This window comes from Subtercola boreus (assembly GCF_006716115.1).
Lineage (GTDB): Bacteria > Actinomycetota > Actinomycetes > Actinomycetales > Microbacteriaceae > Subtercola > Subtercola boreus.
Genome location: NZ_VFOO01000001.1, coordinates 2,288,989 through 2,305,459, shown reverse-complemented (window position 1 = coordinate 2,305,459; position 16,471 = coordinate 2,288,989). Strand labels below are relative to the sequence as shown.

Sequence of the window (16,471 nt, the reverse complement as noted above, 5' to 3'; positions counted from 1 at the left end):
CCTGGGTCAGAGCCGGCCGGCCGCCTTCAGCGCGAGGTACCGGTCCGCGACCGCAGGCGGCAGGTCGGCGGGCGAGCCTGTGACGACCTCCGCGCCCTGCTGGCGGGCCGCGGCCGAGACCCGCGCGACATCCAGCAGTGCCCGCTCGGCGGCCGCCGCCGCGTAGATCTGCTCGAGGTCGGCGCGCTGGCCGACGAGGTCGAAGGTGGAACGATCGGTGACCGACGCGACCAGCACGGTGTGCCGCTGGGTCAGCTGCGGCAGCACGGCGAGGAGGCCCCGGGAGGAACCGGGCGTCTCGAGGGACGTCAGCAGCACGACCAGCGCGCGCTGGTTCGTGATCTCGCGCACCCGGGCGGGTACGGCCGACCAGTCGGTCTCGAGCAGTTCCGGGTCGACAGGCGCGAGCACGTCGACCATCCGGGAGAGCAGGTCGGGCCCCGTCGCACCCTGAACGCGGGCCCGCACGCGGCGATCCCAGGCGATCACGTCGACGCGGTCGCCGGCCCGGCTCGCCAGCGCGGCCAGCAGCAGTGCCGCCTCGAACGCCGTGTCGAGGCGTGGTTCGTCGTCGATCCTCGCCGCGCTCGTACGCCCGGAGTCGATCACGATCACCACTCGCCGGTCGCGCTCGGGCCGCCACGTGCGCACGACCAGCCCGTCGCGCCGCGCCGTCGCCCGCCAGTCGATGGAGCGCACGTCGTCGCCCCGAACGTACTCCCGCAGCGAGTCGAACTCTGTTCCCTGCCCGCGCACCATCACGCTCGTGCGTCCGTCGAGTTCCCGCAGCCGGGCGAGACGCGAGGGCAGGTGTCGGCGCGAATGGAACGGCGGCAGCACGCGGATGCGCCCGGGTGCCACGATGCTCGCCTGCCGCGCCCAGAGCCCGAGCGGTCCGAAGGAACGGATGCCCACCTGCTCCACCCGGCGCTCACCTCGGCGGAACGGGCGGAGCTCGGCGCTCACGAGCCGGCGTTCCCCGGCGGGAATCCGCACCGCGAAGCGTGTCGACACGGCTCCGGCTGAGGGCTGCCAGGCGTCGCGCACCGTTCCGCGGAGCATCCGCCGACCGTCGTTCGTCAGGTAGAGGTCGCTCTGCGCGGGCTGGCCGAGACGGACCCGGAGCGGCAGGTCGCGTTCGACACCGATGCGCCGTGGCGACCCCGCGAGCACCAGGTCGACGACGCCGAGCACAACCGCGAGCAGCAGCCACCCGCCGAGCGCTTCGAACGCGAGGCCGTAGGCCTGCCCGAGCAGCACGATCGGCACCGCGCCGATCGCGACCAGCAGAACGAACCGCCCCGAGACGGCCACTACCGCTGCCCTCGGCGAATGCAGGTGCGGCTCCGGGCATCCAGAGCGCGGGAATCCCTCATCAGATCGGCACCTGCACCTGCGAGAGCACGCCGCGGAGGATCGTGTCGACCGAGACGCCCTCGAGTTCCGCTTCCGGCCGCAGTTGGATGCGGTGCCTCAGCACCGGCAGCACCATCGCCTGCACGTGGTCGGGCGTGATCGAGGCGAACCCGTTCAGCCACGCCCACGCCTTCGCGGAGGCGAGCAGCGCCGTGCTCCCGCGCGGGCTCACGCCGAGCTTGACCGAGGGACTCTGCCGGGTGGCGCGTGCGAGGTCCACAGCGTAGGCGATCACGTCGGGGGAGGCGCCGACCCGGCCCGCCGCGGCCTGCGCCTGGTGAAGTTGCGCCGCCCCGAGCACGGGAGTGACGCCGGCTGCGACGAGGTCCCGCGGGTTGAAGCCGGCGGCATGGCGCGCCAGCACCTGGATCTCGATGTCGCGCTCGGGGATGTCGAGGGTCAGCTTCAGCAGGAACCGGTCGAGCTGAGCCTCGGGCAGCATGTACGTGCCCTCGTATTCGATCGGGTTCATCGTGGCCGCGACCAGGAACGGGTCGGGCAGCGGCCGCGAGAGTCCGTCGACGCTGACCTGGCGCTCCTCCATCGCCTCCAGCAGGGCGGACTGCGTCTTCGGCGGCGTGCGGTTGATCTCATCGGCGAGCAGGATGTTCGTGAACACCGGCCCGTCCCGGAACTGGAATTCGCCCGACCGCGCGTCGTACACGAGCGAGCCCGTCACGTCGCCCGGCATCAGGTCGGGCGTGAACTGCACCCGCTTGGTGTCGAGGCTGAGCGCGGCGGCGAGGGATCGCACGAGCAGCGTCTTCGCGACCCCGGGAACGCCCTCGAGCAGCACGTGGCCGCGCGCGAGCAGAGCGATCAGCAGACCGGTGACCGCGCCGTCCTGCCCGACGACGGCTTTCCCGACCTCGGTGCGCACCCGGGAGAGCGCCTGCCGGAGCTCGTCGTCGGATGCCCGGGGCTCCGGGCCCGAGAGCGGTAGGTCGGGCGCTGCCTGGTTCGGCCCTGCTGTCTGGGATGGCTGGGGCATGTCGCTCATGACCGGCTTTCTGTGGGACGGACGGACGGGGAAGAGGGTGTGGGGGTGGCGGGCGCGCGCCCGACGGCGACCTGCACGCGCCGTTCGATCACCGACAGCTGGTGGGAGAGGGCGAGCAGTTCGCTGTCCGACCGCGGGAGACGGTTCACCAGCACCTCGGCCAGTTCCGCAGGCGGCGACGCCGTGCTCGCCGCGACGGCTGCGATGATCTCGGGCAGCGCGGCCGTGCGGGGGAGGCCGAGCAGTCCGCACAGTCTCGTGACGGTGCCGATCCGCAGAGCATCCAGTGCCCTGCTTCGCGCGTTCGAGCGCGTGTAGAGCCGGGCCCGCCCGGTGACGGTCTCGGAGCCGCGCACGATCACCGGCAGGTTCTCGACCACGACCGGCCCGAGCCGGCGGCCCCGCCAGAGCGCGGCGGCGAGGAAGACGGCCACCAGCAGTACCACGAGCGGCGTGACCCAGCCGGGCGTCAGGGCGGCGAGGCTCGGCGGCCCCGTCGCGGTGAGGTCGGCCGCGGACGGCAGGTACCAGACCAGCTGGTCGACAGACCCGAGCAGCCCGAGCGCGAGGCTCGCGTTGCCGGCTTCGAGGGCGTGTTCGTTCGTCAGGATTCCGGATGCTCCCAGCACCGTCACGACAGATCCGCCGGCGTTCTGCTGCACGAGTGAGAAGCCGCCGTCGCCCACCGGGAAGCATTCGGTGCCGGTGCCGGTGCCGGTGCCGCCGCCGGCGTCAGTGTCAGTGCCGTCGGCGTCCAGCCGGTAGCCGCTCCCCGAGGTCGAGATCGTGCCGGCCCGTTCGGCGACGGCCAGCCCGCAGCCCGCCTCCACGACGTCGCTCGCCCCGACCACACCCGTGACCGAGACGCCGGGCGCGAGGGCGTCGAGTGTGAAGATGTCGGGCTGTACGAGCACGATCCGGTTGCCGAGCGCCAGAAGGTCGGCCCGGCGATCGATCGGCAGGTACCCGCTCGGGTCGTAGATGAGCACGGTCGGGTCGCTGCTGCCGCCAGAACCGGCCCCGCCGCTCCCACGGATGTCGGCCACAGCTCGTAGGGCCCCGTCGAGGCTGTCGGCCGTCGACACGGTGACCCCCTGCTGCCGCAGCACCTCCGCGATCGCCTTCGCTCCCGTGGGCGCGGCGCTCGTCGTCGACAGGTCGGAGCCTGCCTCTGTTCCCGAGACGCCGCGCACCAGCAGCAGCACCAGGCTCGCGATCACGACGAACACCCCGGCCCCCAGCCAGAACGACCACCGCCGGAAGAACACGCGCATCGTCGGCGTCGCGGCCTCCGCGCCCGCTGCGGTCCTCCGCCCGGGCGGCGTGCTCCCGCCGGCCGCGCCTGTCGAGCCGCCGAGGCCCGCTGCCTTCCCTCCCGGAGCGACCACCGCGCCCGCCCGGCCCGTCACCGTGCCCCGATCCGCTCGCGCCGCACCGGCGCGGCGTCGCGCAGGCGTGCCTCGAGCCCCGCGAGCTCTTCGTACGACGCATGGGTTCCGGATGCTCCCAGGTACCGCACCTCGTCGAACACCCGCGCCGCCGACGCCAGCCCACCGGCCTCGCTCGGGTACGACTCGGCTGCGCGCCACGCGACATCCTGGGCGGTGGTTCCCGGGTCGACGCGGATGACCGTGCGCTCCGCCTGACGCCGGGCGATCGACCGGTACAGTTCCTCGATCGCCGTACGGAAGTCGCCGGAGCGTGCGGCGTCCGCAGCTGACGCCCGGAGTTCGGCGGAGCTCCGCCGGTCATCCGAACCGAACAGGGAACCCAGCTGCACGGGAGCAGAGCGGTTGCGCCGGGGACGCCCGAAGACGATGAACAGAACGATGATGAGGGTGACCAGTACGATCACCGCGATCAGGGGAAGGAGCCCGCTGGCGTCTCCACCCGATGGCAGCACCAGGCTGTTCAGCCAGCGTTCGACCGCCGACGCTGCCAGATCGAGCCAGGTGGGCTTCGCGGCCTGGTACTCCGGTTTGCCGAGTTCCTCCTGGAGGAGCTGGCGGGCATCCGGCGCCGAGGGATCGACCGGCACGGCAGAGTGCACCCACGCGGCGAAGGAGACGGACACGGTGACGCCCTGCCCTCAGACCCGCCCGGCGACCCGGAACGGATCTTCATCGGGTGCCAGCCGGCCGCTCTCCCGGGCTTCGACGAAGCGGATGAGCTCGAGGTCGAGACCCTCCTTGCGGATGCGGAGGTCGACGTAGATCACCGAGACGGTCGCTGCCTGCACGACCGAACTGATCGCGCCGAACACCAGCTGGATGATCCCGATGACGAGGTACAGCCCGCCGATGAGCAGCAGGTCGGCGGGGAGCCCGGAGCCGGTGCCGCTCTCGTCGGTGCCGTTCGGCGCGAGCACGCCGACACCGAGCCCGAAGATCAGGCTGATCGGCTGCACCACCACCTGGGATGCGACGGAGACGATGGCGCCGACCAGCCATTCCGTGCCGAGCGTACGCCAGAAGAAGCGGTCGGTGAGTCGCCACGAGCGGGCGATCGCCGCCCGCACGCCGGCCCGCTCGAGCACGATCACGCAGGGGACGAGCGACAGTTTCGTGGTGAGCCAGGCGGCCAGCACGGCGATCCCGAGGAAGGCGACGATGCCGAACACCACCGCCAGTACGGCCCCGACCGTGCCGAGGAGGGTCAGCAGCACGATCACGCCGACCACGGCCGCGAGCACGAGAACCGCCACCACGACCTGCAGCAGCGTCCAGAGCGCCAGGGGCCAGATGCGCCGGCCGGCAGCACGCCAGAGTTCGCCCATCCGCCGTTTCTCGCCGAGGATCTCGCGGGAGACCTCGATGACGAGGATGCTCTGCAGCAGTGCGCTCGTGACGAGGGCGACCGCCAGCGGGATGAGGGTGCTCAGCAGCACGATCGCGGTCGAGCCGGCCTGGATCGAGTCGTAGTCCTCCTGCGAAGCCGAGTCGATCCGCGTGACGGCGAGCAGCACGGCACCGCCGACGATGAGCGCGGTGACCACACCGATCACGAACTGGATGATCAGGGCGCTGCCGAGCGTGGCGCGGGGGTTCCGGCGCAGCACCTGGAACGGCGCGCCGAGGAGGGTTCCGAAGCCGAGCGGCCGGAGCGGCACGAGCCCGGGCTTCGGCGGCGGCGCCCACTGCCCGGGCCCCGGCTGCGTCGGATTCGCACCGTACCCCGGCTGCGTGGGATTCGCACCGTACCCCGGCTGCGGCGCGTACTGGCCGTACTGCGGCGGCGTGAACGCCCGTGGCGGCTGCACGGACTCCACGGGGGGAACCCCGGCCCCCTGCCGGTCGTGGTTGTCGGTCACCGGTGCTTCCTTACATTCCGTGTCGACCGACTCGAGCGAGTGGCCCACTTCGACATATGCGATGCGACATACATACGTACTGTGACGTGTTCTCTGTGCGACGTGCCCCACCCCGCGATGCCTTCCGGCACCTCCACGACACCATGCTCGCACACCCCGCCGACACTCGCTGGTGGGGTCGGTTACCCGCGAGGGAACCGCACTGTGCCCTGACGCGACAAGCGTGCACAGAACCCCCCGAAAAGGGCATGTGCAGATTCTCAGCGAACTGCTAGCTTTCGACCATCTGACGCGCAGAGGCGCGCGAGCACTGCCGGTCCTGAGGGGGACACCATGACAGAGAGCACCAGAGACCTGACAGCGAACGACTCCGTGGCGGGCGGTCGCCCGGCCCGCAGGCCCAGGTGGCTTCTGGTCGCACTCCTCGGCGCCGCAGTGGCCTTCTTCGTGCTGCTGGGCGGCTCCCCTCTCGCCCATGCCGCGGAACGAGCATCCGGAGGCCCCGTCGCTGCCGCGCCCGCCGCAGCTCCCGTGTTCGACGACGTCAGGCTCGCCGCGACCACCGGAACCCTCAGCGGCAACGTGAAGGGCTCGGAGGGCGGCGCCACCCACCCGAACCTCCAGAACATCGAGGTGGACCTGTACTCGGGCGACGGAGCCTCGTACCTCACCTACGCCACCACGAACTCCGTCGGCAACTACAGCTTCACCGGACTCGCCCCCGGCACCTACAAGCTGCAGTTCAACGGCGACGGCACGCACTTCGGCCAGTGGTTCAACAACAAGACGTCGGCGGCCACCGGCAACACCGTGACGGTGACGGCCGGCGGCACGACGACCGCGAGTGTGCTGCTCACCAAATCGGTCGGCAACATCTCCGGCAAGGTCACGAGTGCGACGGCGGCCTACCCCGTCGACTCGTCGCTCGAAGTGGATCTGCTCTCCGGCGACGGCGCGTCCTACATCACATACACCACCACCGATCTGAACGGCAACTACTCCTTCACAGACGTGCCGATCGGTTCCTACCAGATCCGCTTCTACGGCGATGGGACCCACTTCGAGCAGTACTACCTCGGCTCTGCGGATGCCGCCGGCGCAGATCCGGTCGTCGTCACGAGCGCGGCGACGACTGCCAACGTGAACGCGGCCCTGGTGGCCTCTGTGGGTTCGATCTCGGGCACGGTCTCCAGCTCGTCGACCGCCTACCCGGTCGACTCGGGTACCGAGGTCGACCTCCTCTCGGCCGACGGCGGTTCGCTTGTCACCTACACGACCACAGACCTCAACGGCAACTACAGCTTCGCGAACGTTCCGGTCGGCCAGTACCAGCTGCACTTCTTCGGCGACAGCACGCATTTCGACCAGTGGTACAACGCGTCGCCCGACCAAGCCGGTGCAGACCTGGCCACCGTCTCGTCCGGAGCGGCGAGCACAGGAATCAACGCCGTGCTCCAGACCTCCGTCGGTACGGTCTCCGGCACGGTGAGCAGTGCTTCAGGGGACTACCCCGTCACATCGGGCACCGAGGTGGACCTGCTCTCGGCCGACGGTGGTTCGCTGGTCGCGTACACGTACACCGACGGGGCCGGGAACTATTCGTTCAGCGACATCGCGGTCGGCACGTACACGATCCGGTTCTACGGCGATGCGACCCACTTCGAGCAGTACTACAGCAACAAGACGACGTCTGCGTCGGCGACGCCGGTGGTCGTCACGACCGCAGGGGGCACGACCGCGAATGCGGCCCTGGTGGTCTCTGTCGGTGTGGTCTCCGGCACGGTGTCGAGTTCGTCGGCTGCGTATCCCGTGACATCGGGCACCGAGGTGGACCTGCTCTCGGCCGACGGTGGTTCGCTGGTCGCGTACACGTACACCGACGGGGCCGGGAACTATTCGTTCAGCGACATCGCGGTCGGCACGTACACGATCCGGTTCTACGGCGATGCGACCCACTTCGAGCAGTACTACAGCAACAAGACGACGTCTGCGTCGGCGACGCCGGTGGTCGTCACCTCGGCGGGAACAAAGACCGCGAACGCGACCCTCGTCGTCTCCGTCGGCAGGATCACGGGAAAGATCGCCAGTTCGGCTGCCGGCAACGCCCCGCTGACCTCGCACGAGGTCGACGTCTACACACCCGGGGGAGCGAGTCTCTACACCTATGCCTACACCGATGAAGCGGGCAACTTCGCCATCGAGAACGTGCCGGTCGGCAGCTACACCGTCTACTTCCAGGGCGACGGCACCTATTTCGGCGAGTGGTACAACGACAAGCCGACGGTTGGCTACTCCAACCCCGTCGTCGTCGGGAGCGCCGCGACGGCCGCGGGCATCAACGGCCTGCTGAGCACAGTCGACAACGACCACGCCCTCACGCCGGCGCCGACCCCGACCATCTCGGGCACGGCGAAGGTCGGCAACACCCTCACCGCCACCACCGGCACCTTCGGCCCGGGCACGCCCACGAAGAAGATCCAGTGGTACCGCGGCAGCACGTCGATCACCGGAGCGACCTCCGCGACCTACCTCGTCGTACCGGCCGACGCCGGACAGACCCTCACCGTGAAGGTGACCGCGTCCCTGACGGGCTTCAAGACGATCACGAAGTCGTCGACTCCGACGGCCGCCGTCGCCCTGGGCGACCTCACCACGACCACTCCCACGATCTCCGGCACCGCCCGGGTGGACAGCACCCTGACGGCGACCGCCGCCGCGTGGGGGCCCGCGCCGGTGAACCTCGCCTACCAGTGGCTCGCCAACGGCACAGCCATCGCGGGAGCGACAGGCACGACCTACACGCTGACGGTGGCTGACCTCGGCAAGACGGTCACCGTCGCGGTGACGGGCACCAAGACCGGCTACACCACCGCCACGACGACTTCGGCCGGCGTGAGCGTGGCCCCGGGCATCCTCGGCACGGCGACGCCGACCATCTCGGGAACGGTGCAGGTGGGCCAGACCCTCACGGCCGCTCCCGGTACCTGGAGCCCCGCGCCGGTCGACTTCACCTACGCCTGGAGCGCGGCCGGAGCGGCCATCCCGGGTGCGACGGCATCGACCTACGTGATCGCCCCCGCGTACGTGAACAAGACCATCACGGTCAGCGTGACCGGAACGAAGGCGGGCTACACGACCGCTACGACGCTGAGTGCGCCCACGGCTGCGGCAGCACCCGGGATCCTGACCACCGCGGTACCCACGATCAGCGGCACGTTCGCCGTCGGGCAGACCCTGTCGGTCGACGCGGGTGCCTGGGGACCGGCTCCTGTCACCTTCAGCTACCAGTGGAAGGCCTCGGGCGCGAACATCACCGGCGCTACGGGATCGACGCTCGTGCTGAGCCCTGCTGAACGCGGGAAGACGATCAAGGTCAGTGTCACCGGTGCGAAGCCCGGCTACGCCAGCGCCTCCCAGACGTCAGCGGTCTCCGCGGCCGTCGGCTATGGAACCCTCTCGACGGTCACCCCGACCATCTCGGGAACGGCGGGTGTCGGTTCGACCCTCACCGCCTCGGCCGGCACCTGGGGGCCTGCGCCCGTCACGCTGGCTTACCAGTGGTCGAAGGCGGGCGCCGCCATTCCGGGCGCGACCGCGTCGACCTACGCCCCGGTCAGCGCCGACATCGGTGCCACCCTGACCGTCTCGGTGACGGGCACCAAGGATGGTTACTCCTCGGCCACGACGACGAGCGCGGCAACGGCCGCCGTGGCGCCGGCCCAGCTCACCCCGGGCACTCCGACAATCACCGGCACGGTGAAGGTCGGCTCCGTGGTCACAGCGGTCCCCGGAACCTGGAGTCCCGCCCCCGTCACTTTCACCTACCAGTGGCTGCGGGACGGGGCGGTGATCAGCGGCGCGACTGCCGTGACCCGAACCATCAGCACGTTAGATGCCGGGAAGACGATCTCCGTGCGTGTCACCGGATCCAAGTCCGGTTACGCCACTGTCTCGGCGACCTCGGCCGGTACGGTGGCCGCCCCGGGCACGCTCACGACGGCGACGCCCACCGTCGCCGGAACCGCCCGCACGGGTGAGACGCTCACCGCAACGCCGGGAACCTGGGGCCCCAGCCCCGTGAGCCTCGCGTATGTCTGGAGCGCGAACGGCGCGACGATCTCCGGTGCGACGCAGTCGACCTATATCGTCGATGGTTCCCTCGTGGGTAAGAGCATCACAGTGACGGTCATCGGCTCGAAGACCGGCTACGCGTCTTCCAGCCAGACCAGTGCCGCGACCGGGAAGGTCGTCGCCGGCACGATCACCAGCACCACCCCGGTGATCGTCGGCACGTCCACCGTCGGACAGACGCTGTCGGTGGACCTCAGCGGCTGGGGTCCGGCACCCGTGACGTTCGCCTACCAGTGGAAGGCATCCGGTGCGAACATCACCGGTGCGACAGGGTCGACGTTCGTGCTGACCCAGGCGCAGCTCGGCAAGACCATCAAGGTCACCGTCACCGGAACGAAGCTGGGGTACACCTCCGTGGCATCGACATCGGCGGTCACCCCGGCCGTGGCCGCGGCGCCGGTCACCTCCGGCACCCCGTCGGTCGCCGGGACGGCGAAGGTGGGCTCGACCCTGACGGCGAAGACGGGAATCTGGGGCCCCTCGCCCGTCACGTTCACCTACCAGTGGCTCCGCGACGGTGTCGCGATCGCCGGTTCCACCGCCTCCACCCGCTCGCTGACCACGAACGATTCGGGCCATGCGATCAGCGTCACGGTGACGGGCAGCAAGTCGGGATACCAGAGTGTGACGAAGACCTCGGCACCGACCGCCACGGTCATCCCTTAGCCCGCCGTGGCCGGCCGGGAATGACACCGGATGCCCGGAGGGGACTGCCTGCTCGCAGCCCCCTCCGGGCACGCTCCAGTACTCTGGGTGCTATGGATGCTCGCATACTGGTGGTCGATGACGATCCCGCTCTCGCCGAGATGATCGGCATCGTTCTGCGGGCCGAGGGTTTCGACCCGATCTTCTGCGCCGACGGCTCCGAGGCGCTCGCCGCCTTCCAGGAGGCGAAGCCCGAACTGGTGCTGCTCGACCTCATGCTCCCGGGGCTCGACGGCATCGAGGTGTGCGCGCAGATCCGTGCCGAGTCCGGTACCCCGATCATCATGCTGACCGCGAAGTCCGACACGATGGACGTGGTGAAGGGCCTCGAATCGGGCGCCGACGACTACATCGTGAAGCCGTTCAATCCGAAGGAGCTGGTGGCGCGCATCCGCACCCGGCTGAGGCAGACGCCCGCCACCGCGCCCTCCAGCGGGCTCCTCCGCATCGGCGACCTCGAACTCGACATCGAGGGGCACGAGGTGCGACGTGGAGCCGGCCGCATCAACCTCACCCCCCTCGAATTCGACCTGCTGCACGCCCTGTCGTCGAAGCCCCAGCAGGTCTTCACGCGGGAGATGCTGCTCGAACAGGTCTGGGGCTACCACTACAAGGCCGACACGCGGCTCGTGAACGTGCATGTGCAGCGCCTGCGGGCGAAGGTCGAAGAAGACCCCGACAACCCGCGCATCGTCATGACCGTTCGGGGTGTCGGCTACCGGGCCGGCGCCGTCATCTGAGAGTGGAGCGCGTGGCGTGACGAGTGCGGATGCCCGGCTGGGCCGGAGCCGCATCGGGCCCTTCCTCGCCAGGGAGTGGCGCGCCTGGCCCCGGCAGTTGCGGGGTGCCTGGCGCCAGTCGTTGCAGTTCCGCACCATCGTCATCACCATCGCCCTGACCACGATCGCCCTCCTCGGGGCGGGCATCTACACCTCGGTCAGTATCGGCAACGACCTCTTCCACTCGCGCCTGAACCAGGTGCTGGCCGACTCGAATCAGGCCGCGCAGGCCGCGCAGACGATCTTCGACGCCTCCGACTCGACCTCGGAGACGTCGGTGAGCACGCTGCTCAACTCGGCCCAGTCGAAGATCACGTCGTCGTCGTCGTCCCGGCTGATCGCCATCCTGACCGCTCCCGGCAACGACCAGGGCACCACGTCGTTCCTGCCCTTCGCGAGCCCTGCGCTGAACGCGAAGGGCCTCATCTCCGACGCGCTGAAGGGCGAGGTCACCGCAGGCGCCGGCAGCCAGAACCAGTACTGGCAGTCGGTGTCGCTGCCGAACAGCACCGGGGGCACGGATCCCGGCCTGATCGTCGGAACGCCCCTCACCATCCCGAGCGCCGGCGAGTACCAGCTCTACCTCGGCTACAACCTCGCAGACGCCAACCAGACGCTGGGCTTCGTGCAGCAGACGCTCTGGATCGCCGGCCTCCTCCTGACCCTCCTCATCGCTGTGGTCGCCTGGGTGATCGTGCGGCTGGTGATCGAGCCGATCCGGATCACGGCCGAGACGAGTGAGCAGCTCGCCGCGGGCCGGCTGGAGGTGCGCATCCCGGAGAAGGGCGACGACATCCTCGCGACCCTCGCCCGCTCGTTCAACGGAATGGCCGACAGTATGCAGGGCCAGATCACCCAGCTCGCCGAACTCTCCCAGCTGCAGCAGCGTTTCGTCTCGGATGTCTCGCACGAACTCCGCACGCCGCTCACGACGATCCGGCTGGCCGGAGACATGCTCTACGACCAGCGCGACACGTTCGAACCCGCGATCGGCCGCACGGCAGAACTGCTGCACACCCAGACGGTGCGCTTCGAAATGCTGCTCGGCGACCTGCTCGAGATCAGCCGGTTCGACGCCGGTTCCGCCGACCTGAACGTCGAGTCCACCAACCTCGTGCGGCTGACCGAGGACGCGGTCGACCAGATGCAGCCGCTCGCCGCCAGCGCCGGGTCCGAGATCCGGGTGTTCGCGCCCGGCGGCTACGTCGAGGTCGAGCTCGACGTGAGCCGGATCCGCCGCATCCTCACCAACCTGCTCGGCAACGCGATCGAACACGGCGAAGGGCGGCCCATCGTGGTCTCGGTCGACAGCAACATCTCGTCCATCGCCGTCGCGGTGCGCGACTACGGCATCGGCATGAGCCCGGAGGAGGCCGACCGCGTGTTCGAACGCTTCTGGCGCGCGGATCCGTCGCGGAAGCGCACCATCGGTGGCACCGGCCTCGGCCTCGCGATCTCGCTCGAAGACGCGACCCTCCACCGGGGCGCGCTCGAGGTGTGGTCGGCGAGCAGTGCCGGCAGCTGCTTCCGTCTGACGCTGCCGCGCATCCACGGCCACACCGCGGGCACATCGCCGCTGCCCCTGCCGCCGGATGACGCGGGCCAGGCCATCGGGGAACTCTCGTGAGGGCGGCTCGCCTCCGGGCCACCGCTGTGCTGGCTGTGGCCGTGGCCGCCGTTCTCACGCTGGCGGGCTGCACGGGCATCCCCGACAGCGGTGGCGTGCACGCCCAGCCGGCGAGCTCAGCGCCCGAGGACATCGACGTGATCCTGCTGCCGCCGGGTCCCGTTCCCGACGCGAACCAGACGCAGATCCTGAACGGCTTCCTCCAGGCTGCGGCGAGCCCGCAGAACGACTATGCGGTTGCAAGGAGTTTCCTCTCGAAGGGCTTCCAGAAGCAGTGGGATCCGAACGCCGGCGTTCTGATCGATGCGGGACAACTCGCCTTCAACCCCGGCGAGACGGACACCGCCATGAGCGTCAGCGTGACGCCCCAGGCGGAGGTCGACGGTACGGGTGAGTACGTCGAGAACACCTCGACGTCGTCCGTGACGATCCCGTTCCAGTTCACCCAGGAGGACGGGCAGTGGCGCATCAACATGGCCGATCCCGGCATCATCCTGGAACAGAGCCGGTTCAGCCAGGTCTTCAGCTCGCACTCCCTCTACTTCTACGACCCGACGTACACGTACCTCGTTCCGGATGTGCGGTGGTTCCCCAAAGACGAGACGACCGGCACGCGCGTGGTGAAGGCGCTCCTCGCGGGGCCGGCACCGTGGCTCGGCCAGGGCGCGGTGGTCACCGCCTTCCCGGACGGCACGGAGACGTCGTCGGTCGTGGTCTCCTCTGGTAAGGCCAACGTCGACCTCTCGAACCAGGTTCTCACCCAGACCCCCGAGGCCCAGCAGCGGATGCAGGCGCAGCTCGACACCTCGCTCGGCTCCGTGGCGTCGGTCGCGGCCGTCGCGATCACGGTCAACCAGAGCCCGCTCACGATTCCGGCCGCGGCGAGCCCGATCTTCGCTCCCCGGGTCGACCCGAAACCGCTCGTCCTTCAGGCGGGCGCCTTCGGCTACCTGACCAGCAGCGCGCTTGTCCCTCTCGCGGGCCTGAGCGACAAGGTGCAGGCCCTCGCGCCGCTCTCGGTGACGTCGTCGGCGAACGTGCTCGCAGTCGGCACGGCAACCGGGGTCTACGCCGTGCAGTCGGGCGACAATCCGGGGGTTCTGGTCGACAGTCGCGAGGGGCTGCTGGCACCTACGCTTGACCCGTCCGGGTATGTCTGGACCGTGCCGGTGAGTGCCCCCAATGCTGTCCAGGCCTACGGGAGCGACGGCACCGTGCATCCGGTGGCCGTCGACTGGGATGGTGCGTCGAGCATCGTGTCACTGGATGTCTCGCGGGACGGCACCCGGGTTCTGGCGTTCACCGTGACCGACGGTCTTCCGCGGCTCATGGTCGCGGCGGTCATCCGCAACTCGGCCGGTGCGCCGGAGCGGCTGGGTGACCCGGTGACGCTGGCGTCGGGTTCGGGTACACCGCTCGACGCCACCTGGGTCGACGCGTCGAGTGTGGCCTCGCTGACGGTGACGGCGGGCGGAGACGACCGGGTGGTGCTGCAGGAGATCGGCGGCATGAGCTCAACACTCGGCATCCCGGTGAAGGCCGCTTCGCTCTCCGGTTCGAACGATGTGAGCGGGCTCTGGCTGCTCACCTCCACGGGAGAGCTGCAGCAGCAGCGCGGAAGCGGCTGGCAGACGACGGCCAAGGCGGTGTCGCTGCTGGCGACCCAGACCTGAGCCGGGATCGGCGCGGTCTTCTCCTCCACATCCCGGGGGAGAGGCATCCTGTGCACAGATCGTGGTCACCATCCCCTGCGGGCTCTGCCGGCGACGAGAGTTGCGGGCATGACCTTTCCCACATCCTTTCTGTCACTGGCCGCCGCTGCCCGGCTCGCCCTCGTAGCCGCGCTGGGCGGCGCGCTCGCTGTGCTGCTGCCGACCGAGTGCGTCGGCTGCGGAGCGCGCGACCACCCGGTCTGCCCGGTGTGCTGTGAGGCCATGGGGCCACCGGCCGCGGACGGCTCCCGCACTGAGGCTCTCGTGATCGAGGTGCCGGGTGAGCGGCCGCTCCGGGTCTGGGCGAGCGTTCCCTATGGAGGCATCGTCAGCACAGCACTCTCCGCCTTCAAGGAGTCGGGGCGAACCGATGTGACACGGTCGCTGGCCCGCGTGCTCGAGCCGGCGGTTCTGGATGCCCGGAGTGCCCTGCTCGGATCCCTTCCTCCGGGCACAGGCCTCGAACTCACCGTCGCGCCGTCGTCCCGCGTCGCCTTCCGGCGACGCGGCTACCACCCGGTCGTGCTGCTGGCCACCCGTGCGCGGAGCGGGCTGAGGCTCTCCCAGACGCTGCGGGTGGCGCGGCCCACCGCCGACCAGGCCGGGCTGGGCGTCGACGCGCGACGGGTCAACCTCAGCGGATCCCTCACAGTTCGGAGCAAGCTCACAGGCGCCCTCGACGGGCGGAACTTCCTCCTCATCGATGACGTCGTCACGACCGGTTCGACGCTCCTGGAATGCCGCAGGGCGCTGGAATCCGCCGGAGCCACGGTGTGGGGCGCGGCAACCCTCGCCCACACGCCGAAGCACCACGGGGCATCCGCCGTGCGACCTGCGGGTGAACGAGCGGGGCAGTTGCGGTGAACGGATGACACGGGGTGTCCGACGCGACTACGGTGGGGGAAAAGGCGCGGAAGAACTCGCTTTGGTCCCAGGGCGGCGCGTCTTTTTGAGACCAGGAGATTGCCATGGAGATCAACATCACGGGCCGCAACCTAGGGATCACCGACCGGTTCCGGAGCTACGCGACAGAGAAGGCCGACAAAGTCGCCCACCTCGCCGATCGCGCACTCGCCCTCGAGATCAAGGTCTGCCGCCACAGCTCGGCGAACACCTCCGGCGGAGACGACCGCGTGGAACTGACCCTCATCGGACCGGGCCCGATCGTGCGTGCGGAGAGCGCGGGAAGCGACAAGTACGTGGCCTTCGACCTCGCCATCGCCAAGCTCCTCGAACGAATCCGCCGAGCGAAGGACCGCAAGAAGGTGCACCGCGGGCAACATCGTCCGGTCTCCCTCAGGGAGGCGTCGATCACCGACTTCAACCTCACCGACCTGAAACCCGCCGAGGCCGACGTTCTCGCCCAGGTCAGCACCGGTGCGGTGCAGACGGTTCCGGAGTCCGGGGGAGACCACACGACATCCGCGCCGGAAGCAGAGGGTGCCGACGGAGCGGACGAAGCCTGGTCGCCGGTGGTCATCCGCAAGAAGGTCTTCGCGGCAGCCCCGATGACGGTCGACGATGCGCTCTACCTGATGGAACTCGTCGGGCACGACTTCTACCTGTTCATCGACTCGGAGACCAACCGCCCGAGCGTGGTCTACCGCCGGAAGGGCTGGGACTACGGAGTGATCGGGCTCGACGACAGCGCGTCGCCGCTCGTCGCGGATGCCCGCGAGGCGGAGAGGGTTCTCTCGTAGACTCGGAAGAGACGAAGAACTCCGGGGGTGTGGCGCTGCGGCGCTGCGCCCCCAGCGTTCGTTATACAGACCCTCAGGTACGACAACTAGT

General features: G+C 69.7%; 11 protein-coding genes. 6 read left to right on the top strand and 5 right to left on the bottom strand.

Annotation, left to right across the window (positions count from 1 at the left end; all coding sequences use genetic code 11):
- Positions 1-6: 6 nt before the first annotated feature.
- From FB464_RS10740 to FB464_RS10720, 5 genes are all read right to left on the bottom strand, one after another.
- Complete coding sequence (locus FB464_RS10740; RefSeq protein ID WP_116413867.1) at positions 7-1,314, bottom strand: DUF58 domain-containing protein; 1,308 nt, start codon at positions 1,312-1,314, stop codon at positions 7-9.
- Positions 1,315-1,375: 61 nt separating this feature from the next.
- Entirely contained in the window at positions 1,376-2,416 is a 1,041-nt protein-coding gene (locus tag FB464_RS10735) for an AAA family ATPase (RefSeq protein ID WP_211327303.1), read from the bottom strand.
- Complete coding sequence (locus FB464_RS10730) at positions 2,413-3,825, bottom strand: DUF4350 domain-containing protein (RefSeq protein WP_116413868.1); 1,413 nt, start codon at positions 3,823-3,825, stop codon at positions 2,413-2,415. The genes FB464_RS10735 and FB464_RS10730 overlap by 4 nt, the downstream gene beginning before the upstream one ends.
- The gene (locus FB464_RS10725) at positions 3,822-4,490 is read right to left on the bottom strand and encodes a DUF4129 domain-containing protein (protein ID WP_246093020.1); all 669 of its coding nucleotides are present in this window, start codon (positions 4,488-4,490) and stop codon (positions 3,822-3,824) included. The genes FB464_RS10730 and FB464_RS10725 overlap by 4 nt, the downstream gene beginning before the upstream one ends.
- A 15-nt stretch (positions 4,491-4,505) precedes the next feature.
- Entirely contained in the window at positions 4,506-5,726 is a 1,221-nt protein-coding gene (locus tag FB464_RS10720; RefSeq protein WP_116413869.1) for a hypothetical protein, read from the bottom strand.
- 333 nt (positions 5,727-6,059) lie between these two features.
- Here FB464_RS10720 and FB464_RS10715 point away from each other — a divergent pair, with 333 nt between their 5' ends.
- The 6 genes from FB464_RS10715 to hpf all read left to right on the top strand — a co-directional run bounded on the left by FB464_RS10715 (position 6,060) and on the right by hpf (position 16,380).
- Complete coding sequence (locus tag FB464_RS10715; RefSeq protein ID WP_116413870.1) at positions 6,060-10,523, top strand: beta strand repeat-containing protein; 4,464 nt, start codon at positions 6,060-6,062, stop codon at positions 10,521-10,523.
- A gap of 92 nt (positions 10,524-10,615) precedes the next feature.
- Positions 10,616-11,302 carry an MtrAB system response regulator MtrA gene (mtrA, locus tag FB464_RS10710; protein ID WP_116413871.1) on the top strand — a complete coding sequence of 229 codons (687 nt, stop codon included), beginning with the start codon at positions 10,616-10,618 and terminating at the stop codon, positions 11,300-11,302.
- A gap of 16 nt (positions 11,303-11,318) precedes the next feature.
- Positions 11,319-12,968: an MtrAB system histidine kinase MtrB gene (gene mtrB, locus FB464_RS10705; RefSeq protein WP_246093019.1), complete on the top strand. Its 1,650-nt coding sequence runs from the start codon at positions 11,319-11,321 to the stop codon at positions 12,966-12,968.
- Complete coding sequence (locus FB464_RS10700; protein WP_116413872.1) at positions 12,965-14,641, top strand: LpqB family beta-propeller domain-containing protein; 1,677 nt, start codon at positions 12,965-12,967, stop codon at positions 14,639-14,641. The genes mtrB and FB464_RS10700 overlap by 4 nt, the downstream gene beginning before the upstream one ends.
- Positions 14,642-14,749: 108 nt before the next feature.
- Positions 14,750-15,544 carry a ComF family protein gene (locus FB464_RS10695; protein WP_116413873.1) on the top strand — a complete coding sequence of 265 codons (795 nt, stop codon included), beginning with the start codon at positions 14,750-14,752 and terminating at the stop codon, positions 15,542-15,544.
- A gap of 104 nt (positions 15,545-15,648) precedes the next feature.
- Positions 15,649-16,380, top strand: coding sequence for a ribosome hibernation-promoting factor, HPF/YfiA family (hpf, locus tag FB464_RS10690; protein WP_116413874.1), 732 nt, complete (start codon positions 15,649-15,651; stop codon positions 16,378-16,380).
- Positions 16,381-16,471 lie beyond the last annotated feature (91 nt).

Excerpts from the sequence above, each read along its gene's own strand:
- FB464_RS10695 (WP_116413873.1), top strand. The coding sequence starts at position 14,750 with ATGACCTTTCCCACATCCTTTCTGTCACTGGCCGCCGCTGCCCGGCTC.
- mtrA (WP_116413871.1), top strand. The coding sequence starts at position 10,616 with ATGGATGCTCGCATACTGGTGGTCGATGACGATCCCGCTCTCGCCGAG.
- FB464_RS10735 (WP_211327303.1), bottom strand. The coding sequence starts at position 2,416 with ATGAGCGACATGCCCCAGCCATCCCAGACAGCAGGGCCGAACCAGGCA.
- hpf (WP_116413874.1), top strand. The coding sequence starts at position 15,649 with ATGGAGATCAACATCACGGGCCGCAACCTAGGGATCACCGACCGGTTC.
- FB464_RS10715 (WP_116413870.1), top strand. The coding sequence starts at position 6,060 with ATGACAGAGAGCACCAGAGACCTGACAGCGAACGACTCCGTGGCGGGC.